This is a genomic window from Salmonella enterica subsp. diarizonae (genome assembly GCF_008692785.1).
Classification (GTDB): domain Bacteria; phylum Pseudomonadota; class Gammaproteobacteria; order Enterobacterales; family Enterobacteriaceae; genus Salmonella; species Salmonella diarizonae.
This window is the reverse complement of record NZ_VXJV01000013.1, coordinates 18,160-43,253: the sequence shown is the minus strand read 5'-3', so window position 1 is coordinate 43,253 and position 25,094 is coordinate 18,160. Positions and strand designations below refer to the sequence as shown.

Annotated in this window: 18 protein-coding genes and 2 pseudogenes; 6 read left to right on the top strand and 14 right to left on the bottom strand. The window is 51.1% G+C overall.

The window, feature by feature from the left end; genetic code table 11:
• Positions 1 to 101: 101 nt before the first annotated feature.
• Positions 102 to 437, bottom strand: coding sequence for a zinc ribbon domain-containing protein YjdM (locus F4V72_RS21610; protein WP_000056482.1), 336 nt, complete (start codon positions 435 to 437; stop codon positions 102 to 104).
• Positions 438 to 903: 466 nt separating this feature from the next.
• On the opposite strand from F4V72_RS21610, the gene proP reads away from it, so the two are divergent.
• Together proP and pmrR are read left to right on the top strand one after the other, a co-directional pair.
• A complete protein-coding gene (gene proP / locus F4V72_RS21605) occupies positions 904 to 2,406 on the top strand; it encodes a glycine betaine/L-proline transporter ProP (RefSeq protein ID WP_053509223.1) in 1,503 nt (500 codons plus the stop codon).
• 69 nt (positions 2,407 to 2,475) lie between these two features.
• Positions 2,476 to 2,565, top strand: a complete 90-nt coding sequence (gene pmrR, locus F4V72_RS21600) for an LpxT activity modulator PmrR (RefSeq protein WP_000844399.1) — start codon at positions 2,476 to 2,478, stop codon at positions 2,563 to 2,565.
• A gap of 8 nt (positions 2,566 to 2,573) precedes the next feature.
• Here the strand turns inward: pmrR and pmrB are convergent, their stop codons facing one another.
• From pmrB to melR, 7 genes are all read right to left on the bottom strand, one after another.
• Positions 2,574 to 3,644 carry a two-component system sensor histidine kinase PmrB gene (pmrB, locus tag F4V72_RS21595; RefSeq protein WP_077918513.1) on the bottom strand — a complete coding sequence of 357 codons (1,071 nt, stop codon included), beginning with the start codon at positions 3,642 to 3,644 and terminating at the stop codon, positions 2,574 to 2,576.
• A 9-nt stretch (positions 3,645 to 3,653) separates the two neighbouring features.
• Positions 3,654 to 4,322 (bottom strand): two-component system response regulator PmrA, encoded by a 669-nt coding sequence (pmrA, locus tag F4V72_RS21590; protein WP_023249519.1) that lies wholly within the window; start codon positions 4,320 to 4,322, stop codon positions 3,654 to 3,656.
• Positions 4,319 to 5,962, bottom strand: coding sequence for a phosphoethanolamine transferase EptA (eptA, locus tag F4V72_RS21585; RefSeq protein ID WP_023249520.1), 1,644 nt, complete (start codon positions 5,960 to 5,962; stop codon positions 4,319 to 4,321). Before eptA ends, pmrA begins: the two co-directional genes overlap by 4 nt.
• Positions 5,963 to 6,093: 131 nt before the next feature.
• Positions 6,094 to 7,431, bottom strand: a complete 1,338-nt coding sequence (gene adiC, locus F4V72_RS21580) for an arginine/agmatine antiporter (RefSeq protein ID WP_023249521.1) — start codon at positions 7,429 to 7,431, stop codon at positions 6,094 to 6,096.
• A gap of 139 nt (positions 7,432 to 7,570) precedes the next feature.
• Complete coding sequence (locus tag F4V72_RS21575) at positions 7,571 to 8,332, bottom strand: AraC family transcriptional regulator (RefSeq protein ID WP_023249522.1); 762 nt, start codon at positions 8,330 to 8,332, stop codon at positions 7,571 to 7,573.
• Positions 8,333 to 8,629: 297 nt separating this feature from the next.
• On the bottom strand, positions 8,630 to 10,897 hold the full coding sequence (gene adiA, locus F4V72_RS21570; protein WP_150342506.1) for an arginine decarboxylase: 2,268 nt from the start codon (positions 10,895 to 10,897) through the stop codon (positions 8,630 to 8,632).
• A gap of 232 nt (positions 10,898 to 11,129) precedes the next feature.
• Positions 11,130 to 12,062: a transcriptional regulator MelR gene (gene melR / locus F4V72_RS21565; protein WP_023249523.1), complete on the bottom strand. Its 933-nt coding sequence runs from the start codon at positions 12,060 to 12,062 to the stop codon at positions 11,130 to 11,132.
• Positions 12,063 to 12,330: 268 nt separating this feature from the next.
• Here melR and melA point away from each other — a divergent pair, with 268 nt between their 5' ends.
• Together melA and melB are read left to right on the top strand one after the other, a co-directional pair.
• Positions 12,331 to 13,686, top strand: a complete 1,356-nt coding sequence (melA, locus tag F4V72_RS21560; RefSeq protein WP_077944567.1) for an alpha-galactosidase — start codon at positions 12,331 to 12,333, stop codon at positions 13,684 to 13,686.
• A gap of 83 nt (positions 13,687 to 13,769) precedes the next feature.
• On the top strand, positions 13,770 to 15,200 hold the full coding sequence (melB, locus tag F4V72_RS21555; protein ID WP_114049186.1) for a melibiose:sodium transporter MelB: 1,431 nt from the start codon (positions 13,770 to 13,772) through the stop codon (positions 15,198 to 15,200).
• A gap of 88 nt (positions 15,201 to 15,288) precedes the next feature.
• On the opposite strand, the gene fumA is transcribed toward melB, so the two are convergent.
• The 4 genes from fumA to F4V72_RS21530 all read right to left on the bottom strand — a co-directional run bounded on the left by fumA (position 15,289) and on the right by F4V72_RS21530 (position 21,436).
• The gene (gene fumA / locus F4V72_RS21550) at positions 15,289 to 16,935 is read right to left on the bottom strand and encodes a class I fumarate hydratase FumA (RefSeq protein WP_088734555.1); all 1,647 of its coding nucleotides are present in this window, start codon (positions 16,933 to 16,935) and stop codon (positions 15,289 to 15,291) included.
• Between the two features lie 95 nt (positions 16,936 to 17,030).
• Entirely contained in the window at positions 17,031 to 18,371 is a 1,341-nt protein-coding gene (gene dcuB / locus F4V72_RS21545; RefSeq protein WP_000899152.1) for an anaerobic C4-dicarboxylate transporter DcuB, read from the bottom strand.
• 717 nt (positions 18,372 to 19,088) lie between these two features.
• Positions 19,089 to 19,808 carry a two-component system response regulator DcuR gene (gene dcuR / locus F4V72_RS21535; RefSeq protein ID WP_000611307.1) on the bottom strand — a complete coding sequence of 240 codons (720 nt, stop codon included), beginning with the start codon at positions 19,806 to 19,808 and terminating at the stop codon, positions 19,089 to 19,091.
• Positions 19,805 to 21,436, bottom strand: a complete 1,632-nt coding sequence (locus tag F4V72_RS21530) for a sensor histidine kinase (protein ID WP_023249527.1) — start codon at positions 21,434 to 21,436, stop codon at positions 19,805 to 19,807. The genes dcuR and F4V72_RS21530 overlap by 4 nt, the downstream gene beginning before the upstream one ends.
• Before the next feature lie 249 nt (positions 21,437 to 21,685).
• Here F4V72_RS21530 and F4V72_RS21525 point away from each other — a divergent pair.
• Positions 21,686 to 21,955: pseudogene (locus F4V72_RS21525) on the top strand (TorD/DmsD family molecular chaperone); the annotation flags it as partial.
• Positions 21,956 to 22,038: 83 nt separating this feature from the next.
• On the opposite strand, the gene F4V72_RS21520 reads toward F4V72_RS21525, so the two are convergent.
• Positions 22,039 to 23,439 carry a DUF7594 domain-containing protein gene (locus F4V72_RS21520; RefSeq protein ID WP_053509238.1) on the bottom strand — a complete coding sequence of 467 codons (1,401 nt, stop codon included), beginning with the start codon at positions 23,437 to 23,439 and terminating at the stop codon, positions 22,039 to 22,041.
• A 301-nt stretch (positions 23,440 to 23,740) separates the two neighbouring features.
• Between F4V72_RS21520 and F4V72_RS21515 the strand changes: the two genes are divergently transcribed.
• Positions 23,741 to 24,694 (top strand): SdiA-regulated domain-containing protein, encoded by a 954-nt coding sequence (locus tag F4V72_RS21515; RefSeq protein ID WP_023249530.1) that lies wholly within the window; start codon positions 23,741 to 23,743, stop codon positions 24,692 to 24,694.
• Between the two features lie 256 nt (positions 24,695 to 24,950).
• Here F4V72_RS21515 and F4V72_RS24695 read toward each other — a convergent pair.
• Positions 24,951 to 25,088, bottom strand: a pseudogene (locus F4V72_RS24695) (hypothetical protein); the annotation flags it as partial.
• Positions 25,089 to 25,094: the final 6 nt, after the last annotated feature.

Sequence of the window (25,094 nt, the reverse complement as noted above, 5' to 3'; positions counted from 1 at the left end):
GAGACGCTCGTTAAGTATAGTTCGAAATTTGTACAATATTGTCGGTGGAAGGGCGGCTCATGCCCGGTAAGCGAGGCGTTACCGGGCAATGACACGGTAAATCAGTTCTTTTTCACGAACTCGGATTTCAGTTTCATCGGGCCAAAACCATCGATTTTGCAGTCGATGTTATGGTCGCCTTCAACCAGACGAATGTTCTTCACTTTGGTACCGATTTTCAGCATGGAAGAGCTGCCTTTTACTTTCAGATCTTTCACGATGGTGACGCTATCGCCGTCCGCCAGCAGGTTGCCGTTAGCGTCTTTGACAATCAGTTCATCGCTCTCCTGAGCAGGCTCCGCATCGTTCCATTCGTGGGCGCATTCCGGGCAGATGAACATGCCGTTATCTTCGTAGGTATATTCGGAGTTACATTGCGGGCAGTGGGGTAATGACATGTTGGTTTCCTCAAAAAGTCAGCGGGGGCAAACGCGCCCAAAAATGGCAGATCGCCGAAAAAGGCCGCAATTATACACAAAATCCTTAGCGTTGTCGGGACTATTGCCGCTTTTATAAAAGCGGCTGCGCAACGCCAGTCAGCAATGGTTTACAGCCGAATAACCGCTTTTTTCCTGTCACCACAGCGCATGAGGGCGTCCTTGTTTACACCTTTTGACCAGATTGACATATATGTGTGAAGTTGATCACATATTTAAACACTGTTAGGGTAAAGAGGTCATTAACTGCCCATTCAGGCGTCAACAGGTTCGGTTGTACAGTCCGTAACCGGACAGTGTAAGTAAACCTGCTACGCTTGTATGAGGGATAGCGTTCGCGCTCTCCCTCCGCTCGACGGCGACGCTGGCGCGGTATGCCGGTGCCCGCCGTATATAGCGCTACAGGGCTTAGCCTATGAGGACAGCTATGCTGAAAAGGAAAAAAATAAAACCGATTACACTGGGCGATGTGACCATCATTGATGACGGTAAACTTCGCAAAGCGATTACCGCCGCCTCGCTGGGCAACGCGATGGAGTGGTTTGATTTTGGTGTTTATGGATTTGTTGCCTATGCGTTGGGTAAAGTCTTTTTCCCCGGCGCCGATCCCAGCGTCCAGATGATTGCCGCGCTGGCCACGTTTTCCGTTCCCTTCCTGATTCGACCGCTCGGCGGGTTATTCTTTGGTATGCTCGGCGATAAATACGGGCGCCAGAAGATCCTGGCGATCACGATTGTGATTATGTCGATCAGTACCTTCTGTATCGGGTTAATTCCTTCTTACGCGACGATCGGTATCTGGGCGCCAATATTATTGTTGCTGTGTAAAATGGCGCAGGGCTTCTCGGTTGGCGGGGAATATACCGGCGCATCGATCTTTGTCGCTGAATATTCGCCGGACCGTAAACGCGGGTTTATGGGAAGCTGGCTGGATTTTGGTTCCATTGCAGGGTTCGTGCTGGGCGCGGGCGTGGTGGTCTTAATCTCGACGATTGTCGGTGAGGAGAATTTCCTGGAGTGGGGCTGGCGTATTCCGTTCTTTATCGCCCTGCCGTTGGGGATTATCGGTCTCTACTTACGCCATGCGCTGGAAGAGACGCCAGCGTTCCAGCAGCACGTGGAGAAACTGGAGCAGGGCGACCGCGAAGGGCTGCAGGATGGGCCGAAAGTCTCTTTTAAAGAGATCGCCACCAAACACTGGCGTAGCCTGTTGTCGTGTATCGGTCTGGTGATTGCCACCAACGTGACCTACTACATGCTGCTCACCTACATGCCGAGCTATCTGTCGCATAACCTGCACTATTCTGAAGATCACGGCGTGTTGATTATCATCGCTATTATGATCGGGATGCTGTTTGTGCAACCGGTGATGGGGCTGTTGAGCGACCGTTTCGGTCGTCGTCCGTTTGTGATTATGGGCAGCATTGCGCTGTTTGCGCTGGCAATTCCGGCCTTTATTTTGATTAACAGTAACGTTATTGGCCTGATTTTTGCCGGTTTGTTGATGCTGGCGGTGATTTTGAACTGCTTTACCGGGGTGATGGCCTCGACGTTGCCGGCGATGTTTCCGACGCATATTCGCTACAGCGCGCTGGCGGCGGCCTTTAACATCTCTGTATTGATTGCCGGTCTGACGCCGACGCTGGCGGCCTGGCTGGTGGAAAGTTCGCAGGATCTGATGATGCCGGCGTATTATTTGATGGTCATCGCGGTGATAGGCTTGATTACCGGTATTTCCATGAAAGAGACGGCCAATCGCCCGCTAAAAGGCGCAACGCCAGCGGCGTCGGACATCCAGGAAGCGAAGGAAATTCTGGGCGAGCATTACGATAATATTGAGCAGAAAATCGACGACATCGATCAGGAAATTGCGGAGTTGCAGGTTAAACGTTCGCGTCTGGTACAGCAACATCCGCGCATCGATGAATAAATGTCGCGCTTAAGGTTCGCTTAATCTCTCGCTGGCACACTCTCCTCCATACCTTTGGAGGAGAGCGTCATGAAAAGCTATATTTATAAAAGTTTGACGACCCTGTGTAGTGTGCTGATTGTCAGCAGTTTTATCTATGTGTGGGTCACTACGTATTAAACGCCTGTTTATACCTTTTTCAACAGCACCCAGGCACGGGTGCCTGTTCTGTCCGTACGGTTTTGCAGGAAAAACTGTCCCTGATGCAGTTGGGTGATGCGGCTGACGATACTCAGCCCCAGTCCAATTCCGCCATAACGGCTGTCCATTCGCACGAACGCTTCGCTTAGCTTCCCGCATTTGCTTTCATCAATACCCGGCCCCTCGTCTTCGACCGCCATAATGGCGTCGGGGGCGGCGCTAATGTGGAGAGTGATATGGGTTCTTTCAGGGCTATAGCGATGCGCGTTTTCCACCAGATTTCGCAGCAACATACGCAGTAACGTCGCGTCACCGCGCACCACCACGTCCGCCGCGCTTTCCGGCAGCAACAGAGTTTGTTGGCGCGTTTCCAGCATGGTGTTCAGCTCATCGTAGGAGGGGAGGATCACATCTTCCAGCAGTTTTACTTCCTGATAATTCCCGGAAGAGAATGACTGGCCCACGCGCGCCAGTTGCAGAAGCTGGGAGACGCTATCCATCATCTGGTCAAGACGGGCGATAAGCGGCGCGACATCAATATTGTGGGTTTTTGACAATAATTCCAGATGCAAACGCACCCCCGACAGCGGCGTGCGTAGCTCATGGGCCACATCGGCGGTAAAAAGGCGTTCATTGTCGAGCGTGGTGGTCAAACGCGTAACCAGTTGATTGATCGCCGAGACGACGGACTCAATCTCAAGCGTGGAGCTGTGAATGGCGATCGGCGCCAGATTATCCGCCGTCCGCGCTTCCAGCTCTTTTTGCAGTTCGGCGAGCGGACGGGTAATACGCCGTACCGCCTGGTAGCAAATCAGCAACGTCAGGCTAACCATAAATACGCCGGGGACGATCAGGCTGGCGACCGCCTCGCGAATTTCGTGCATGATATGGCGATCGTTGTTGCGATTATCCCGCAGCGCCTGCTCGAACAGTTGGATTTGCTCGGTGCTTTCATGCCATAGCCAGAAGGTACTGATTAACTGGAACACCAGCAGAATAAGACCGATTGTCAGCATTAAACGCTGGCGAAGGGTCATCGCTCTTTGCCGAAAACGCATCAGGCTCACTTAGCTTTCCTCAGTGGCAACCAGCATGTAGCCAAACCCGCGAACCGTGCGAATGCGCGACTTGCCGACTTTGTCGCGTAAATTATGTATATGCACTTCCAGAGTGTTGGTCGAGGGTTCGTTATCCCAGTTGTAGATATCGTTATAAAGAATTTCCCGGTGCACCGGACTGCCTGCCTTGAGCATCAACCGTGAGAGCAGCGCGTACTCCTTAGGCGTCAGGGTCAGTTCCTGTCCGTCCCTCCACGCCTGATGTCGACCCATATTGAGCGTCAGATTGCCAACCGTCAGTTCACTTTCACCCTGATTATTATGGCGGCGCAGCAGGGCGCGGATACGGGCGTGCAACTCCTCCAGGGCGAAGGGTTTAACCAGATAATCATCTGCGCCGACATCCAGCCCGGTAATACGGTCGTTGAGCGTATCGCGGGCGGTCAGAATGAGTACCGGCAGGGTATATTTTTTCTGCCGCACTCGCGTCAGGAAATGCAGGCCATCTTCATCGGGCAGCCCTAAATCCAGCACCATCAGACTGTAATGACCTGACTCCAGACTATGCTCGGCGGCACGTGCTGTCGAAACGCCATCACACGCATAGCCTTCGGTTTGCGCGGCGAGTATTAACCCCTGTAATAATAGCGTGTCGTCTTCAACAATCAGAATCTTCATTCGCTTAATCTCCTGCACGGTTGCAGAATATCATCTGCGGCCTGGTAATACTTCGTTTGTACGCCGGTTAATCCCAGCATGGTTGAGAAAAGATTGTCCTGTGAATAATCCAGCGTGCTCGCCCGTTTTTGTAGACAAGATTGATCTACCTGATAACGTTGTTGATAATCTTTGGAAAGCCAAATAAGCATCGGGACATGTTTTTGCGTGTCCGGCGCAATGGAATACGGCAGACCGTGTAAATAGACGCCATTTTCGCCCAATGATTCGCCGTGATCGGAAAGATAGACCAGACTGGTAGTAAATTTATCCTGTTTGGATTTCAGCAAGTTAATGGCTTTATCCACAATATAGTCCACGTACAGCACGGTATTATCATAGGTGTTGACCAACTGCTGTTGGGAACAGTTCTGAATTTCGTTAGTGTCACAGGTTGGGGTAAATTTTTTAAACTGCGGTGGATAACGGTTGTAATACGTCGGGCCGTGGCTGCCGATGGTATGCAGTACAATAACGCCATCGCCTTTCAAATGGTCGATATAGTCTTCCAGCCCGTGAAATAGCACCTCATCGTAGCACTCGCCGTCGATACACTGGCCGGGCAGGTTTAGCTCGGTGACATTTTGATGCGGAACGCGATCGCATGCGCCTTTACAGCCGCCGTCATTATCATTCCACAGTACGTTAATCCCCGCGCGCTGGATAATATCCAGTAGCCCTTCCTGGTGATGCGCCAACTCTTCGTCATAATGTTTGCGCGGCATATCAGAGAACATGCAGGGAACGGAGATCGCGGTCGCCGTACCGCAAGAGGTGGTATGCGGAAAGTAGATCACATCGTCTTTTGCCAGCCGCGGATTGGTGTCGCGCGGATAGCCGCCAAGAGAGAAATCATCGCCGCGTGAGGTTTCGCCAACGATGAGGATCGTCAGGTTTCTGCGATCGCCTTTCAGCATTAATGGATTGCGATGGGCATCCTCGCCAATGCGTACCAGCGGCAAATTCGCCAGCCGTTGATGCGAATACCATGACCAACTGGCGACAATACTGTTCGATGGGCTTAACGCTTTGATCAACTGTTTATTATTTCGAAATAGCGAGGCGTAATCTTTATAGAAAAAGGCGGCGACCAGAATAACTAATAAAATAGAGATCAGGACGCTGGCCAGGCGGTAAAGCCCGCTACGTAAGCGCGGCATCGCGGGGCGAATTTTAATCCAGCAGGCAACCATGGCTGCCAGAATGCCGCTTAATCCCAGCGTCAGCACCATTTGCGGCGTCATCAGCGCAAAGGTTTCCGCAGGCGTGGTATCCACCATATTGGCGATCATGGAGCGATCGATGATGATGCCGTAAGTCAAAATAAAATACTGCGCGGCAGCACCGACCAGAATAAAAATGCAGGCCAGCAGCCGGTTTAGCCAAATAAATGAGGCCAGCGTCAGCACACTATTGACCACGCTGAACGCGACGACCGGCATGGAAATAAACACCAGCACATTGCGCAGCGAGTTTAACGGTAGGTCTTGTAGTACCTGCTTATAGAACGCAATGTTCAGGCAGACGGCAATATAAAAGGAAAAAAGCAGAAGCCAGGCGATTTGCCCAAGAACAGGTCTTTTAAGAAAGCGTTTTAACATGTTGATGCGTCCATCGATTCAGTGACGCTAATCGTGACAAAGTAAAATTAAGTGAACCTTAAGAACTTAATGTTAGTGGCGACCGGATAACCTGCGCTATCCGGCCTGTTACGATAACATTAACGACGTGGTTAATCCTGTTTAACCGGCGCATCCAGAGGATACGGGTTTTTGTGAATGCGATTGTAGTTCAACGCATACAGTGCGGTGATCACCATCAACGTGACGAACGACCACATCACCTCTTTGGCACCGGAACCGATGACCGCCCAGATGCAATACACAAACGCGACGAAGGTAATCAGTAGATACAGCGGGCGTGCTTTACCAAAGTGACCGTGGCCCAACAGCAACAGCGCGGCACAGGTGTAAAGATAAGGCACCAGGGTGAAGATAACCGACACGGAGGAGACCAGACCAAACTCTTTCGCGGCGTTCGGCGACATGCTGCTGAATTGGAAGATAGTCATCAGCACGCCGACGATAAGCAATCCAGCCACTGGCGTACCGGCTTTATTCACCCGGGCGAAGATCGGTGGGAAGAGACCATCGTCCGCCGCCGCTTTTGCGGTTTGACCGGCAAGCAGCGTCCAGCCGCCGAGAGAGCCCAGGCAGCCCGCTGCCGCACAGAAGGAAACGATAGCCCCTGCGGTATCGCCCAGCGCCATACGCGCCGCGTCACCAAAAGGCGATGCCGATACACGCAGCGCCGCGTTGGGGATCATCCCCATAATCGCCGTTGTGGAAAGCACGTAGCAGACGGCGGCGATCAGTACCCCGCCGATGGTGGCGATAGGCACGTTGCGTTTCGGATTTTTCACCACCCCGGCCGCAACGGAGGCGCTTTCTACCCCGATGAATGACCATAGCGTGACGTTCAACGTGCTTTGAATCGCGCCGAAGGTATTCATGCCGCTCACGTTCCAGGCCGCCATATAGGTTTCGCCTTTAAACCAGAACCAGCCGAAGACCGCAATCCCTACGATAGGCACCAGCGCCAGTATGGTGGCGACGGCCTGTACGCGGGTAATCATTTTCGGCCCGACGATGTTCAGCAGAACAAAAATCCACAGCACCGCGACGCAGGTAAGCGTTAATACCAGCGGATCTTTCAGAATCGGGAAGAAATAGCTCAGATAGCCGACGCCGATAACAACCATCGCGATATTACCGATCCAGCATGCCAGCCAGTACAGCACGTTCGTTTGATAGCCTAAAAACGGCCCGAAGCAGCGGCGTGCGTAGGCATAGGAACCGCCGGGACTGGGATCTAAGGACGACATTTTGGCATAAACCATCGACAGCGCCAGGGCGCCGATGATAGTGACCAGCCATCCGTAGATTGCAATCCCGCCAGTGGCCGCCAGGTTGGCAGGGAGTAAGAATACCCCTGAACCCATAATATTCCCCGAGACCATTAAGGTGACGGGGATTAGGCCCACTTTGTGAGCATCAGCATCCGAAGACATAATTTGGACTCCTGAAAAGGTGACTTCGTTACGATAAATTACGTCGTATCATACCCCCTTAGAATGCTGCTGAATTATATCGGAGACAGGTTATCGCCAATGCTGATATTATCGTGTCTTATCGTTGAGTGTGTAAAAATTAGGCGGCTGATCGTTCCCGATGTTGGCTAACATAATGCAGGGGGGTCATACCATAAAACTCTTTAAACACGGAAATAAAGTACGACGTGCTGTTATACCCACAAAGCTGTGAGACTTGCGAGATATTCTTTCCATCCATTAATAATTGGTTTACGGCATAACGCATTCGGCAGGTGGTGATTATTTGGCTATAACTGGTATTCTCATTTTTGAGTTTTTTCTTTAACAAACTTGGGCTCAGACATAGGCAACTGGCGACGGCGCTCAGATTCCAGTCTTTATGAATATCGCTCTGGATGATGTGATAAACGCTGTCGCTGATGCGGCTACGCAGCATATGCATTAACAAAGAGATGAATTTTTTGTGGTCAAGAAAGCGGGATAAAACGGTGAAAAGGAGAGAACGAGTACGTTCAATAGCAATTTCATCCTGTGTTTCCATCGCGCTGTAGCGGACGGCGACCCTGAAAATATCTGGCGTCAGACAGGTGGCGGTCAATAAGGGATCTGCGTTGCGTTGCCAGATGGGTAGGTGTGAGAGATCTTTATTCAGGAATTGTAAATAGTCTTTAATATTATTGCGACTCACTTGTATTACTAGCACGCTATTTAATGATGAAATATCGATAACGTTATTTTCACAAGCCAGAATGGCCATATGATTCGCTTTTAAACTGATTGGCTCCTTACCATTTACTCGTAACCATGTGTCTTTTTCGGTTAATACCACTATGCAAGGCTCGTTGCTGCAAATCCTCATACCCGAACTCCTGGAATATGAACATAAAAGACCGGATCTCGCCAAACGGGAGAGATAACGGGGGTTGAGTCAATTGTGTGATGAATTGAAACTGCATTAAAATAACTTTCCTGAATAATATTACAATATTTGTACGATGAATTAGGGTGTACAAAAATTTGTACGCGAGTGGCAACCTGTAATTTTTGTATAAAAAAAGCGCGGGATGGGGCCCGCGCAAAAAAGGTATGACAGTATTATTGTTTTGCAGCAATACTCAGGGAATACATGCCATCCTCAAAAAAAGACTCTCTGTGATTAGGCTTTCACGCACATAACGTGATATACGCCATCAATAATTTCCGTGCCTTCGGTTTCATGCTCAAAGCCAGGGAAGTGATGATCCCAGGATTGCAGCGAGCGTAAGTAACCCACCTGCGGACTGTTTTCATCGCCAAAGTTTTCGCCGGAGAGGAGCATCGGGATTCCTGGCGGGTAAGGAATAACGGAGTTCGCCGCAATGCGACCCGGCAGATTTTCAATCGCCACCATTTCAATATTGTCGTTCACGATCGCGTTGTAGGCGTCGCGCGGGGTGATTTCCGCGGCCGGCAGGGTGGAATAAGCGGCGTTGAGACGGGCGCCTGGGTTATTTTCACGTAGCCAGGCAAACATTTTATCGCCCAGATCATGAATACCCATGTTCGCGTAAGTGTCAGGATAATCCTGCACCAGTTCCGGCATCACCTGCGCCAGCGGCGTATTCGCGTCGTAATGGTGTTTGAAGGAACACAGTGTGTTGATCAACGTCCCCCATTTCCCGCGAGTGACCCCCATGGAGAACAGGAACATAATCTGGAAGTCGGTGGTGCGGGTCGGCACGATACCGTGGCGGCCAAGCCATGCCGTGACCAGCGCAGCAGGTACACCGGATGCTTCCAGTTTGCCATCGTCGCCCATACCCGGCGCCAGGATACTGACTTTGATCGGGTCCAGCATACTCCAGTTATCCGGCAGGTCTTTAAAGCCGTGCCAGGTTTCCCCGGGGCGCATGACCCAACAGTTCTGGTCGGTAGCCAATAGTTTTGCCGGCGCGTCAGCGAAGTCATACGTTTTACCGGTTTGTGGATCGGTGACGACATCTTTATTCCACGGTTTAAAGAACCAGTCGCCTTCGTCAGTAAACTCTTTATAAAGACGCGCCATCGCCTGACGGAAATCGACCGCTTCGTCAATCACCTCCTGAGTGAGCGACAGGCCGCTGTTGCCGTCCATCATCGATACCGCCACATCGTTGGATGCGCAGATGGCATATAACGGAGAGGTGGTGGCATGCATCATATACGCCTGGTTGAAGCGGGAGAAATTCACCGCGCCGCGGCCTTCACGAACGTGGATGTAGGAGGCTTGTGAAAGCGCGTTCAGCAGTTTGTGAGTAGAGTGGGTGGCAAAAACGGTCGGACCGTTATGGTCGCCTGGCTCGCCGCGCATCGCGTAGTGATCGCAATAAATCGGGTTGAAGCGCGCATAGCCGTACCATGCTTCGTCGAAGTGAATGCGATCGCTGGTTTTTGCCAGCAGATCCTGCGCCTCTTTGGCGTTATAGCATACGCCGTCATAGGTACAGTTGGTCACCACGCTGTAAGAAGGTTTCTGTCCGGCTTTGGTTTTGGTCAGCGGGCTGGCGCTGATTTTTTTCTGCAAGGTTTCAGGCTGCATTTCCTGCGGGTAGATTGGCCCGATAATGCCGTAACGGTTACGGCTTGGCACCATATATACCGGTTTGGCCCCGGTGAGGATCAGCCCCTGTTCGATGGATTTATGGCAGTTACGATCCAGTACGACGACATCATTATCCGTCATACAGGCCTGCATAATAGTGCGGTTAGAGCCGGAGGTCCCGACAACCACGGACCAGGAGCGGTCGGCGCCGAATACGCGGGCGGCGTTTTTCTCGCTTTCGCCAAACGCGCCGGTATGGTCGAGTAGTGAACCAAGCGTGGTACGCTCAATCCCCATGTCGCTGCGGAACAGGTTTTCGCCATAATAATCGTGATAAAAGCGACCGGCAGGCGTTTTAGTGAAGCCGACGCCGCCCTGGTGTCCAGGCGCCGCCCATGAGTATTCATGAATGTCGCTGTATTTCATCAACGCGTTAAACAGCGGCGGTAACAGTTGCTGGCGATACCGGGTCATGGCGGCAACGGCGCGTCCGGCGATAAAGTCAGCGGTGTCTTCCAGAATCCAGGCGAACTCATCGACAAGCTCCAGCAGGTCGCGGTCCAGCGATGCCGTCGCTTTTTCCCTGTCGCCTAACAGGAAAACGGGTACGTTTTGCTGACGCTCGTGAAGCTTACCGATCAATTGCCTGACACTCAGGTGCTCATCCGGTTGTTCCATTTGATAGCTGAACATCAGACAGTCAATGGCTTCGTTCGCGGACAAGATGGCATAACCGTCATCGAAGGATGTCGATTTAATGACGGTAATATTTTGTTGGCTCAAGGCATCCGCCAGACGCTCAACCGCGTTGCCAACCCAGGTGTCCTGATGCAGAAACTCACTTTCAACAATTAATACTTTCATCATCTTTTACCCGGTTGTGGAGGCCGTGCAATTTACGCCTTGCCGACCCGCCGTATGAATGTGACGTGGGCAAGTATTACCCCGTCAAATAGGGGGTGTAAAGTGGTTAAACAATAGCCTGTTATTGATATTATTTTTTAATAAACAATTAGTTAATTATTTATAGCGTGCCATTTCACCCACGGTTTATCGACAGGTGAATTATTTTTTTGGCTGATAGTGGTATCCGGTTTCAGCCGGGCATCGTCTGGCGCCGTTGCTGGCTTAGCTTGCGGTATTGTTGCGGCGACATGCCGACAAATTTGCTGAAAGTACTGTAAAAACGGCTGCTGGATCGGAATCCGGCAGTCAGAGCGACATCGAGGATCGTTTTGTCAGTATCGCTCAATAAGGCGCGTACGTGATTGATGCGCATCGCCGTGATGTACTGCTTCATCGTCAGTTGCATGACCCGCTGGAATATTCCCATCGCGTAATTAGCATTGAGTTTGACATGCTCCGCGACGTCGTTAATGGTTAGCGCCTGATCGTAGTTATCGGCAATAAATCCCAGCATCTGGCTTACGTAAAACTGCGCATGGCGTGAGACGCTATTCTTGTGGGTGCGTGATGTTTTATTGAGCAAAATGGGTTGCCAGCCGGAAAGGCTAAAGCGTTTAAGCATCAGGCCGATCTCATCGATCGCCAACTGACGAATTTGCTCATTCGGGCTGCTTGTTTCCTGTTGCCAGCGCAATACTTCAAAGGTACTAAGTTGCTGGGTCGCCAGCGATTTTACCACCATCCCGTGCGTGACGTGGTTGATAAGATCGCGAGCCAGCGGCCAGGAGAGAAACAGGTGCATCGGCAAACTGAAAATCGCCATCTGTCGGCAATTACCGGGGCGGGTAAGCTGGTGCGGCGTACAGGCCCAAAACAGGGTGATATGTCCCTGCTTTATCTGCACGACTTCATTGTTGATTAAATACTCCACATCGCCGTCAAACGGAACATTCACTTCCACTTGCCCATGCCAGTGACTGCTGGCCATCCTGTGCGGCGGCCTCAGTTCAACGTCCAGCCGTTGATATTCAGAATAGAGCGACAACGGGCTACGGGTTTGCTTTTCATCACCGTTGCACATGTGCGGGTCGGGCGGGAGAAAGGTTATTGGCTGCGTACTCATCGTCACTCCATTTCCTGAATTATCAGAATTATGCGCGTTTAGCAGGGAGGAAACCGGGAATCCGGACACAGAATCCGTCGGTATTGTAGAGCGTAGTCTGACTATCAGGCCGAATACTCTGCTTTTTACGCTATTTTGTCCCAAAAACTCAGATCTTCCGCGCGTCAGCATACGATCTGAGTTTTCGGGAATGCTCATTGGGGAAGACGGAGGTTTTCACCGGGAACGCGTGCCACCATGAAGGTGTTCACTACTGTTCTGGAGAGTCATGATGGCGGCACCCAAAATTACCTTTATCGGCGCAGGTTCTACGATTTTCGTCAAAAATATCCTCGGCGATGTGTTTCATCGCGAGGCGCTAAAGTCAGCGCATATCGCCCTGATGGATATTGACGAAACCCGGCTTGAAGAGTCGCACATTGTTGTACGAAAACTGATGGACTCAGCGGGCGCTTCTGGCCGAATTACCTGCCATACCAAACAGAAAGCGGCGCTACAGGATGCGGATTTCGTGGTGGTCGCCTTTCAGATTGGCGGCTATGAACCCTGCACCGTGACCGATTTTGAGGTCTGTAAACGTCATGGCCTGGAACAGACGATCGCCGATACGCTGGGGCCGGGCGGCATTATGCGCGCATTGCGGACCATCCCGCATCTGTGGCGGATTTGCGAAGACATGACGGAAGTCTGTCCGAAGGCCACCATGCTCAATTACGTCAACCCGATGGCGATGAATACCTGGGCGATGTATGCCCGCTATCCGCATATCAAACAGGTCGGCCTGTGCCATTCTGTACAGGGAACGGCGGAAGAACTGGCGCGCGATCTGAATATCGATCCCGCCTCGCTGCGCTACCGTTGCGCCGGCATTAATCACATGGCGTTTTACCTGGAACTGGAACGCAAAACGGCTGACGGGACTTATGTCAATCTCTATCCTGAATTGCAGGCGGCCTATGACGCCGGACAGGCACCGAAGCCCAATATTCACGGCAATGAACGCTGCCAGAACATTGTGCGCTACGAGATGTTCAAAAAGCTGGGTTACTTCGTCACCGAGTCATCAGAGCATTTTGCCGAGTACACACCGTGGTTTATTAAACCGGGACGCGAGGATCTGATTGCGCGCTACAAGGTGCCGCTGGATGAATATCCGAAACGCTGCGTAGAACAACTGGCGAACTGGCATAAAGAGCTGGAGGAGTATAAAACCGCCGAGCGTATCGATATCAAACCGTCCCGCGAGTACGCCAGCACCATTATGAACGCACTGTGGACCGGCGAGCCGAGCGTGATTTACGGCAATGTGCGTAATGAGGGGCTGATTGATAACCTGCCGCAGGGAAGCTGCGTGGAAGTGGCTTGTCTGGTGGATGCCAACGGCATCCAGCCGACGAAGGTGGGGACGATCCCTTCTCATCTGGCGGCGATGATGCAGACCAACATCAACGTGCAAACGCTGTTGACCGAAGCCATCCTCACGGAAAACCGCGATCGTGTGTATCACGCGGCGATGATGGACCCTCATACCGCGGCGGTGCTGGGTATCGAAGAAATCTATGCGTTGGTTGACGATCTGATCGCCGCGCATGGCGACTGGCTTCCGGCCTGGTTACGTCGTTAATCTCCAGCCGCGCTGGACGGCAGATCCGGCGTTTAACCTCTACTAACAGAAGGCGGGCGCTGGTAACAGCGACCCGGTACCCTATGAGCATCTCTCTGACAACAAAGCTGAGTTACGGGTTCGGTGCGTTTGGTAAGGATTTCGCCATCGGCATCGTGTATATGTACCTGATGTATTACTACACCGATGTGGTGGGACTCTCGGTCGGCCTCGTCGGCACCCTCTTTCTGGTCGCGCGAATCTGGGATGCGATAAACGATCCCATCATGGGCTGGATTGTCAACGCCACGCGTTCGCGGTGGGGGAAATTTAAGCCGTGGATATTGATCGGCACCTTAACCAATTCGCTGGTGCTTTTTCTGCTGTTCAGCGCCCATCTTTTTGAGGGAACCGCGCAGGTTGTATTTGTCTGCGTGACCTACATCCTGTGGGGCATGACGTATACCATTATGGATATCCCATTTTGGTCGCTGGTGCCGACCATTACGCTTGATAAGCGAGAACGCGAACAACTGGTGCCGTTCCCGCGTTTCTTCGCCAGTCTGGCTGGCTTCGTCACTGCCGGTGTAACACTGCCGTTTGTGAATTACGTTGGTGGAGCGGATCGCGGATTCGGCTTTCAGATGTTCACGCTGGTACTGATTGCGTTCTTTATAGCCTCGACTATCGTGACATTACGCAACGTACATGAGGTGTACTCCTCCGACAACGGCGTAACGGCTGGTCGCCCACATCTGACGTTAAAAACAATCGTTGGATTGATATACAAAAACGATCAGCTCTCTTGCCTGTTGGGAATGGCGCTGGCATATAACATTGCCTCCAATATTATCAACGGCTTTGCGATCTACTACTTCACCTATGTGATTGGCGATGCCGATCTTTTTCCCTATTACCTTTCTTACGCCGGCGCGGCGAATCTGCTGACGTTGATTCTCTTCCCCCGGCTGGTGAAAATGTTATCGCGGCGGATATTGTGGGCGGGTGCCTCCGTGATGCCCGTTCTGAGTTGCGCAGGGCTCTTTGCGATGGCGTTGGCGGACGTCCATAATGCCGCTTTAATCGTGGCGGCGGGTATTTTCCTTAATATCGGGACCGCGCTCTTTTGGGTGCTTCAGGTGATCATGGTGGCGGATACGGTCGATTATGGGGAATTTAAGCTCAATATTCGCTGCGAGAGTATCGCCTATTCCGTACAGACGATGGTCGTGAAGGGCGGCTCGGCGTTTGCGGCGTTCTTTATCGCTCTGGTGCTGGGGCTGATTGGCTACACGCCGAATGTGGCGCAGTCTGCGCAAACCCTGCAGGGGATGCAGTTTATTATGATTGTCCTGCCGGTACTGTTTTTCATGATGACGTTAGTTCTCTACTTCCGCTACTACCGTTTGAACGGCGATATGCTGCGCAAGATTCAGATCCACCTGCTGGATAAATACCGGAAAACACCGCCATTCGTCGAACAGCCGGATAGCCCGGTGATTTCTGTGGTAGCGACCAGCGATGTAAAAGCGTGAGCATGGTCTCTCGTCCAGGCCGGATAAGCGTAGCGCCATCCGGCAATTAACCGATAACGCGGCCCGGGAGAATGCCGGGCCTGCCAGGTTATTTCGCGCAGTTAGCGCACTGTTTGCTGACAATCTGCTGGAAGAAATCGTTGCCTTTGTCATCCACCAGGATAAAGGCCGGGAAATCTTCTACTTCAATTTTCCAGATAGCTTCCATGCCGAGTTCCGGATACTCGACGCACTCCAGATGCTTAATGCTCTGCTGCGCCAGTACCGCCGCCGGGCCGCCGATACTGCCCAAATAAAAACCGCCGTGTTTTTTACAGGCATCCGTGACCTGCTGGCTACGGTTGCCTTTCGCCAGCATGATCATACTGCCGCCGTGGGATTGCAGCAGATCGACATAAGAGTCCATTCGGCCTGCGGTGGTGGGGCCTAATGAGCCAGATGGATAACCTGCCGGGGTTTTTGCCGGACCTGCGTAATAGATGGGATGGTCTTTAATGTACTGCGGCAGACCTTCGCCGGATTCGATACGCTCTTTTAGCTTCGCGTGGGCGATATCGCGACCCACGATAATGGTGCCCGTCAGCGACAGGCGAGTCGAGACCGGATACTGTGATAGCTGGGCGAGGATCTCTTTCATCGGGCGGTTGAGATCGACTTTCACCGCGTCGCCTTCGCCCGCCTGACGCAGCGCTGGCGGAATATACTGGCCCGGATTGTGTTCCAGTTTTTCGATCCAGATGCCTTCGCGGTTAATTTTCGCTTTAATGTTACGGTCTGCCGAGCAGGAGACGCCCATCCCCACCGGACAGGAGGCGCCGTGACGCGGCAGGCGAATCACGCGAATATCGTGGGCGAAATATTTCCCGCCGAACTGGGCGCCGAGGCCAAGTTTTTGCGCTTCTTCCAGCAGTTCCTGTTCCAGGTGGAGATCGCGGAATGCCTGGCCGTGCTCGTTACCTTCCGTCGGCAGCGCGTCGTAATAGTGAGTGCTGGCGAGTTTTACGGTTTTCAGCGTGCTTTCCGCCGAGGTGCCGCCAATGACAAATGCGATATGGTATGGCGGGCAGGCCGCGGTGCCCAGCGTGCGCATTTTCTCAACGAGGAAGTTTTTCAGCTTACCAGGGGTGAGCAGCGCTTTAGTCTCCTGATAGAGATACGTTTTGTTTGCTGAACCGCCGCCTTTCGCCACGCAGAGGAACTTGTACTCGTCGCCGTCGACGGCATAGAGATCGATTTGCGCTGGCAGGTTGCTGCCGGTATTAACCTCTTTGTACATATCCAGCGGCGCGTTCTGCGAGTAGCGCAGGTTATCTTCGATATAGGTATTGAATACGCCTTTGGAGAGTGCGGCTTCATCGCCGCCGCCCGTCCAGACACGTTGGCCTTTTTTACCCATGATAATCGCCGTGCCGGTATCCTGGCAGGTTGGCAGAACGCCTTTGGCGGCGATCTCGGAGTTTCTCAGGAATTGCAGCGCCACGTATTTGTCGTTTTCGCTGGCTTCGGGGTCGTGGAGAATGGCGGCGACTTGCTGCTGGTGTTCAGGGCGGAGCATGAAAGATGCGTCGTGGAAGGCTTGCTGAGCCAACAACGTTAACGCCTGCGGCTCAACGTTGAGGATAGATTCTCCGTTGAATTCACTGACGCTGACATAATCGGAGGTGAGCAGATAATACTCTGTTTTGTCCTCTCCCATCGGGAAAGGCGCCTGATAGATAAACTCTTTTTTCGACATGTGCTTCCAGCCTAATAGTAAGAAAATGTATTAAGAGCCTAATGGGCCAGACTCTAAGTCGCGCGCCGCGCATAACCGGGCGGCGCGCGCTGCCATTACAGGAATCCGTACATTGCGGCAAAGATCCAGCCAAAGACGCAGGAGACGCTTACGCCAATCAAACCCGGCAGAATGAAGCTGTGGTTAATGACGAAGCGGCCAATATGGGTCGTGCCGGAACGGTCAAACTGAATCGCCGCCAGATCGCTTGGGTAGGTCGGCAGGATGTAGTAGCCATAACATGCCGGCGCAGAGGCCACGATATACGCCGGATCGACGCCGATAGCCAGCGCGACGGGAACAATCGCCGCCAGCGCTGCCGCCTGGGAGTTAACAAACTTGGAGACCAACAGCAGAACGATGGCGTAGGCCCACGGATACTCTTTGACCATTTCACCCAGCACGCCCTGAATTTCCGACATGTGCGCGCCGAACATGGTTTCCGCCATCCAGGCGATCCCGTATACCGCGACAATCGCAATCATACCGGAACGAAAGACTTCATTTTTTGAGATAGACGCAGGATTGGTTTTGGTCAGGATGATAATGAGCGCCCCGGTCAGCAGCATGAACATCTGAATGACCAGCACCATCGACAACGGTTTGCCGCCGAAGGTAGGGCGTAAGTCGGAGTCTGCCCCCAGGATAGCGACCACGGCGATAGCCGCCAGGAAGATCCACATCGCCAGCCAGTTGCTTTTCGGCAGTTTTTTATCCAGCAGCGTCGCGGTATCGCCGTACACGTACTGACGGTTTTCCGGTACGGAAATAAATTTCTGAAACGCTTCGTCTTTATCCAGATCTTTACCGCGGAACCAGCTAAAAATGCCTATCGCCAGGATGCCGAGCAGGGTAGAGGGGATGGTGATAGACAACAGATCGAGGAATTCCAGATGCCTGCCATCAAAAGTTACGTTGCCCAGCATTGCCACCAGAGAAACAACAGCGACGGAAACCGGACTGGCGATGATGCCCATTTGCGCGCCGATAGAACTGGCCGCCATTGGACGTTCCGGACGGATATTATTCTTGATCGCTACGTCGTAGATAATCGGCAAAATGGTGTAGACCACGTGGCCTGTACCACACAGAATCGTCAGGGTACAGGTGACGAACGGCGCCACAATAGAGACATATTTGGGGTTGCGGCGCAGCAGCTTTTCGGCAATCTGCAACATCACATCCAGACCGCCTGACGCTTGTAATGTTGCCGACGCGGCGACTACCGCGATAATTACCAGCATTACGTCAACGGGCGGTTTACCTGGCTGGAGATGGAAAACAAACACCAGAATGACCAGACCGATACCGCCCAGCAACCCGAGCGCGATCCCTCCCTTTCGGGCGCCATAAAACAGACATATTAATATTATGAGAAGCTGTATACTAAATAACATTTTTATTTACCCTCGCGATAAACCCAGTCAATTTTGATAAATGGATCACAGCCATCTTCTGATTTGTATGAATGAACATCAGGAAGTGGCGAATATTCAATGCGCCAGTGGCGACGATTAACGGTTAAGCGTTTTACAGAGTTGCTTTAAGTAATTATTTTCTTACGATGGTGATGTTCAGAGGGAATCACCCTCTGGCGATGGGCAGGTGAAACGAATGAGAGCAGGAGGTTAAAATATATCTGTTTGAAAAACAGGTATATTTTATTTAGTTTTCGCGTCTCGTCAGCGTATAAATCATACAGAATGTGACTTGTGTGATCATTATCACGCCATTTTTCTAAATTATTCGTATGGCGTCTGGAGACGAGTTTCTGCTCACAAATATACGTATTGTCCATAGGCGTAGCACGAGCTCCATTGCTACAAACGTAATTTTATTTAAGTGTCAGGAAAATTCCGGACCAATCCCTTTTTTAATAAAAATACACACTCTCGGCAGGGGATAATACTTAATTAACTTTTGTTAGCGTTTTGAAATTAAAAACAGCGCATGGCGCTGTAATTATAGAAAATAACGTTAACTGGCCTACGTTGGGTATATTTGATCTGACACAATTTTCCTGATTTGTTATTAATGTGATAGCGTTTTTATTTATATTGTTATAATAATTGTTACCAATATATAACGCTTCGCGTCAGATTTATGCTGTATCCTTACTGACAATATTGTTTAAGTAAAGAGTAATGTTCCGGCTGAACGCGGTAGCGGTAAACCGGTCTGCCGGTCACGCCGTAATGAATGCTGGTAAACAAGATATGGCAATTCACCAGCCAGATAAGATATTTACGGCAGGAGACGCGAGAGATATTCACTTCGTTGGCCAGCTCGTCGGTAGAAAACTCCTGCTCCTGATGCGCATCAATCCACTGGCATAAGGTGCGTAGCGTTTGCTGCGTCAGCCCTTTTGGCAGCCGGCGAGGCTCCTGCTCGCTGGATGAATTGCCGTGAATGAGCAGATCAAGCTCAGACTGTTCGTAATACTGGCGTTTTTCCATTGCCGTTTTCTTACGTAGCCAGCCAGTTAGCGCTTCTTCAAAGCGCGTGGCCTGAAAAGGCTTGATCAGATAATCCACTACGCCGTAGTGAAGCGAATCTTTAATGGTGGCGGCGTCAGCGGCAGAAGAAATGACAATAACGTCGCTTTTGCAGCCTGCGCTGTGCAGGACAGGCAGCAGATCCAGTCCATTTTCCTGCTGCATGTAGATATCCAGCAGGATCAGGTCAATGTGATTTTCACTGTTGAAGATAAACTCTTTCGCTTTTTCCAGCGTCGAAGCGGTTCCACAGCAATGAAAACCGGAGATTTGCGCGACGTAGCGGCGATTTAGCTCCGCGACCATCGCATCGTCATCGACAATTAATACATTGATCATAGGCTGGTCCTCTCCCCATCCCAGGGTAACTGTACAAAAAATTGTGTGAAGATCCCAGGTTCAGATTCCACGGAAATTACGCCGCCAAGCGCTTCAACCTGCTGTTTAACCAGCGCTAAACCGACGCCGCGTTCGGCGCCTTTTGACGAGACGCCTTTTTCAAAAATCGCGTCGATGCGCTCAGGTTCGATACCGGGGCCATCATCGCTCACTTCGCAATGCAGCCAGCCATGACGGTAGTGTAACGAGATGCTAATTTCGCCGCCGGACTCCTGGCCCAACGCTTCCAGCGCGTTTTCAATCAAATTACCCAGCGCCGTAATCAGCACCGTGACCTGATCTTCATTGTTATTATCCGGTAATTGGCTGTCACTGCTTATCACCAAGCTGTGCCCGAAATCAGAGGTGCGATTAATCTTACTGAACAAAAATCCAGCGATAATCGGCGATTTTATTTTACCCAGCAGCAAACCGATCTCTTCCTGATAGTTATTGGCCGTCTTGATAATATACGCTTCAAGCTGCTTATAACTCTTCAGGTGCAATAATCCCAGAATCACATGTAATTTGTTCATGAATTCGTGGGATCGTTCACGGAGCGCATCCGCGTAGTTCACCATCCCGTCCAACCGTTGCATCAGTTGGCGAACTTCTGTTTTATCCCTGAAGGTGGATATCGCGCCGATAATTTCGCCGTTGCTGCGCACCGGAACGGTATTCACAAGCAGCAGACGGCCTTTGACGATGATCTCTTCATCGCGGCGCGGCGTACCGTCACGCAACACTTCGCTAATGTCTACCACCTGCGACCAGGCATGGCTCAGGGTGGATAATCTGGCGTCATCCTGCGTTTTTCGATAATCGAGCAGCGCCTGCGCCGCATGGTTAATCAACGTGACTTCGCCGCTATCATCGACGGCGATAACGCCTTCTTTGATCGACTGTAGCATAGCCTGACGCTGTTCAAAAAGAGTGGAAATTTCATACGGTTCGAGGCCAAACAAGATTCGTTTTAGCACCTTGACCAGCGCATACGTGCCTAATAACCCCACCAGAGCGCCGAACAGAATGGACCAGATAATACTGCCGCGGCTATTGTTGATCTGTTGCGTAACGTGACGGAGTTCCAGGCCAATCGCTACAACGCCGATCTGCCGGTGGCGTTCATCATAAACCGGCGTAAAAACGCGCAGCGCTTTGGCGAGAAAGCCGCGATTAATGGCGACGTTTTCCTTTCCCTGCAGCGCGAGCAGAATATCATCGCCTTTGAACGGTTGACCGATTCGCTGCGCTTCTGGGTGCGAATAACGGATGCCCTGCATATTCGTCACCACAATAAACAAAAAGCCGTTATGCTGGCTCACCGCTTCGGCGAGCGTCTGAATGCCGCTTTCCGCAGGCGGTTTTTTCAGCCCCTCGCGAATTGTCGGAGAGTCCGCCAGCGAGCGGGCCACCGCCAGCGCTTTATCTGCCAGCGCGTCGCGCGTCATGCTGCTGATTTGCGAGAAATAGATCAGATGGACCACAACGAGCACCGAGAACAAAACGGCGCTGACCATCAGAATGACGGTCGTGCCGAGTTTCATGGGGCGTTTGCGTAACGCCCGGCATGGCAGGGAGTGTTTCATAGCGGACCTGAACTGATGAATTGTAAGGTTATTATCCCTGATGAAGCGTCTAATTCAAAGGTAGTAGGCGACGTTGCACGGTTGCACCAATGTTGAAAAGCTTGTCTTGTCTTGTCTTGTCTTGTCTTGTCTTGCCTTGCAGGGCACTCTACCTGCTCGTCTCGACTGGCAAACGTCATGTCGTTAATTAATATCGCTGTATACCGTGATAGGTAATTTATTTTCATCAAAATTGCATAAAATAATTCTTACCCCTGGCGCGAACTCGGACATAGTGAGCCGCTGTGCGCGTCATGGTCGCTACCGGATGATGATGCTCTTACATGGCAATTTTCCGTGTTGTTTGAAGGCCAGGGAGAGATGACCGTCTCGCCCTGGGGATTCCGCTATCTGGACCTGCTGCAATGTAATACCATTAGTGCGTTCTATGCCCGACTTGCCGTCGTGACGACATGCTATCTGCAGGACGTTCAACAGAAACAGGGGCTACAGCCTGCGACTAACCGATTGTTTTTCTGAGATATCTATCAGGTTTTGATGACGCACTGTAATGCTTATATCGCCATCGTGCCCGCTGTCGCGCCAGCGGGCACAGTCTGACATTACAGTTCCGGCGTCTTTTTAAAACCGGTCAGCATCAGCACCAGGCTCTGTTTTGAGTTCGCTGGCGTGAAATCGTAGTGATTTCCCTGACGGTCGCCGCCGATATACCAGGATACTTCCGTTTTCCCTTCTGCCAGCGCTTTGCGCACCGCTTTATCGACATCAACCATGCGGTATTCATGCGAGTAGTTTAGATATAACACGGCATCGGAACGGTAGTTGATCGCCGGTTTATTGTTCCATGACACGGTACTGGCGTGCCAGTCGTTGTTGGTTGGGTAAAAGAAGATCTGATCGGCGCCGTTCGTTTCCGTTTTGCCGCCAAAAAGGCGAATACGGTATTTGAATAGCGAAGCGTCCATATTGGCAGGTAGGGGCGGGATCTTAAATTTCACCAGCGTGAGCGTTTCCGGATGCTGCGTGCGTCCGCCATTTGTCCAGTCATCCTGTACATACAAGGTATCGACGTTGGCATGAGGCTTGTCGTCTTCGCTGCTTACCCAGGTATTTTCTTCCGCTTTACTGTAGGCGTAAGGAACCGTAGTGCCGCAATCCAGCCCCTGATTCATACACAGATCCGTCATAAACTGCGCGCCATCTTCCGTCCAGCCATTCATAAAATCGGCATGGGCGGTATAAAGACTTCCCCAGCGCTCTTCCCGGGTTTCGCCATGCATTACCGGGTCCATCGACAATTCCACCTTGGACGTATCCAGCGAGGAGATCTGCGGGAGTACCCAGGCGATGTTCATATTAACTGTCGGGATTTTGACCGGATATTCTGCGGAACATTTCCCGTGGTCAGCATAGGTCGCATTATTGTGACTATGGGTCGGCTTCAGGTTGACGCCATCCCAACAGTTGGGGAAAGCGATCCCGATATTAAACTGGACGGCATCGCCCGCTTTACGCAGACCGCATATTTCGCCTGTTGTTTTGGTGTAACCTTTACCATTGGAGCATAAGAAGGTAATGGCTGAACTGGGGCCGGTTCCGTGATGATCGCCTGCCAGTAGTTCCAGCCCAGCCGGGAACGGATGGAGCGGATATTGCGCTACATTTGTGGATTGATAATAGGTCTTTTGGTAGGCCGGTTTTACGATTTCGCCATTGGGTAATTTCATGGACGGCGCCCAGTAAGCGGAGCTGTCGGCTTTATTATCGCAGGTGGTATCTGGTTGCGCGCGCAACGTCTGGTAGGTAGAGACCGCGTCGGTGTGGGTGTTGCCAAAAAAATCATGCCACATCGCCTGATTCGCTTTACCAAACATCATAATCGCGTCATCGCCTAGTGTGTGGTGATAGCCGCACACGACGTGCGCCTGAGGGCCGGCATGAGCCGGGAGTGCGCCAGCGGCAACAAGCGTTGTCAGGCCGGCGGTAATAAGGTTGAGTTTCATTTTTTGCTGTCCGGTTGAATAGAAGTAAGAGCAGCAATAGCAGATCCGATCGCGGTGTTGCATATCATTAATTATCACTTTTTGTCATTCGCCCTGCATAGCGGCGTTAATTTACAGACTTAATATTTAAATAATTAGCCGGAACTACCTTCCTCTTGATTATGTCAATTTACAAAAAAGATACATTAGTGATTAAAACAGGTCTTTTTGTGATAACGCTGACCATTCCATTTTGTCTATGCTGGTGGCAATCGCCATAACCGGATATCGATTCTATCGGGCACGGCTTTATTTTTAAGAAATGCGTTACGGCATCAGTCGTGACGTGATCTGCTATGGATTTTTTATGAGATTACTAAAACGCTGTATTGTGGTTGTACTCTTTGGCGTGATTTTATTTATGGTCAGGGACGATATTCGCTATGTTTATCAGCTAATTCTGAAATATGGCGATAAACCTTCGGCGCTGACACTCAGTGGCTATAAAGCGGTTATTCAGGAAAAACCAGTCGCAGGAATTAAGAGTAACCTTTCAGGTCTGACCTACTCCGCCGAAGACAGGATGCTTTTCGCCGTTATTAATAATCCCCCTGAACTGGTCTGGCTAACGACAGAAGGGCAATTAGTGGGGCGGATGCCGCTCCAGGGAATCTACGACCCTGAGTCTATTGCGTGGAGTGGGGGCAACCAGTTCCAGATAGGCAGTGAGAAAGAGGGCGCGGTATATAAAACGCAGGTTGATATTCAGCGCGGCACTATGCAGATAATCTCCATGGTTAAGCTTGAAGGCTATAACAAAACAAAAAATAAAGGGCTGGAAGGTACGGCATGGGATGCGAAAAATGAGAGATTGTATGCCGCTAAAGAAAGAAAACCCATTGTGATCAAAGAAGTAGAGATGAGCAAAAATGGTATCACCAGTGTGTTGCCTTCTACCGTCACCGCGAGCATTAGCGATGTCTCCGGGCTGGAATATTATGCCCCAACGGATTCGCTGCTGGTATTGTCGGACGAGTCAAAAATGATTCTGGAGATCAGTTCCGAGTGGCGGGTGCGCGATCGACTATTCCTGACGGCGGAGTGGTCAGGGCTTAGAGACGATATCCCTCAGCCAGAAGGGATTGCCATGGATGATGAAAATAATTTGTATATTGTGAGCGAACCAAATCTGTTTTATAAGTTTTCCCGTGATATACAGAATGACCAAAATGTATTTTTACTGTCACATCATGCTAAAACAGTACAAGGCTATTAATGCCATGATTTGCAGATTACTTGATTCGTTGATTCATTGTTTGGGGAAGTTATGTTTTACTTACCTCAGTAACGGATTACTTTGTGGTGTAGCGTAACGGTAATTGTCCTCCTCATATTTGCGGCAGCGTAGTCTGCCGCTTTTTTTATTCTTTTAATAAACTAACTGTCTTCTGTAATAATTAACAGACAATAAATATTATTATTCTGTTTTTATCAGGAGGCCTCCGAAGAGGCCTCGTCATGGTGTTGTTTAGTTATAAGGCATAATATTCTTCCTCAACGCTTACCGAATGCAAAGTCGCCTCACTAAGCGAAATCATTTCATCTGCGCCGGAACTCTTGTTAACTGGATTTTCCGTTGGTGATGTACCCGTAAATGTTCCACTGGCAACAGTACT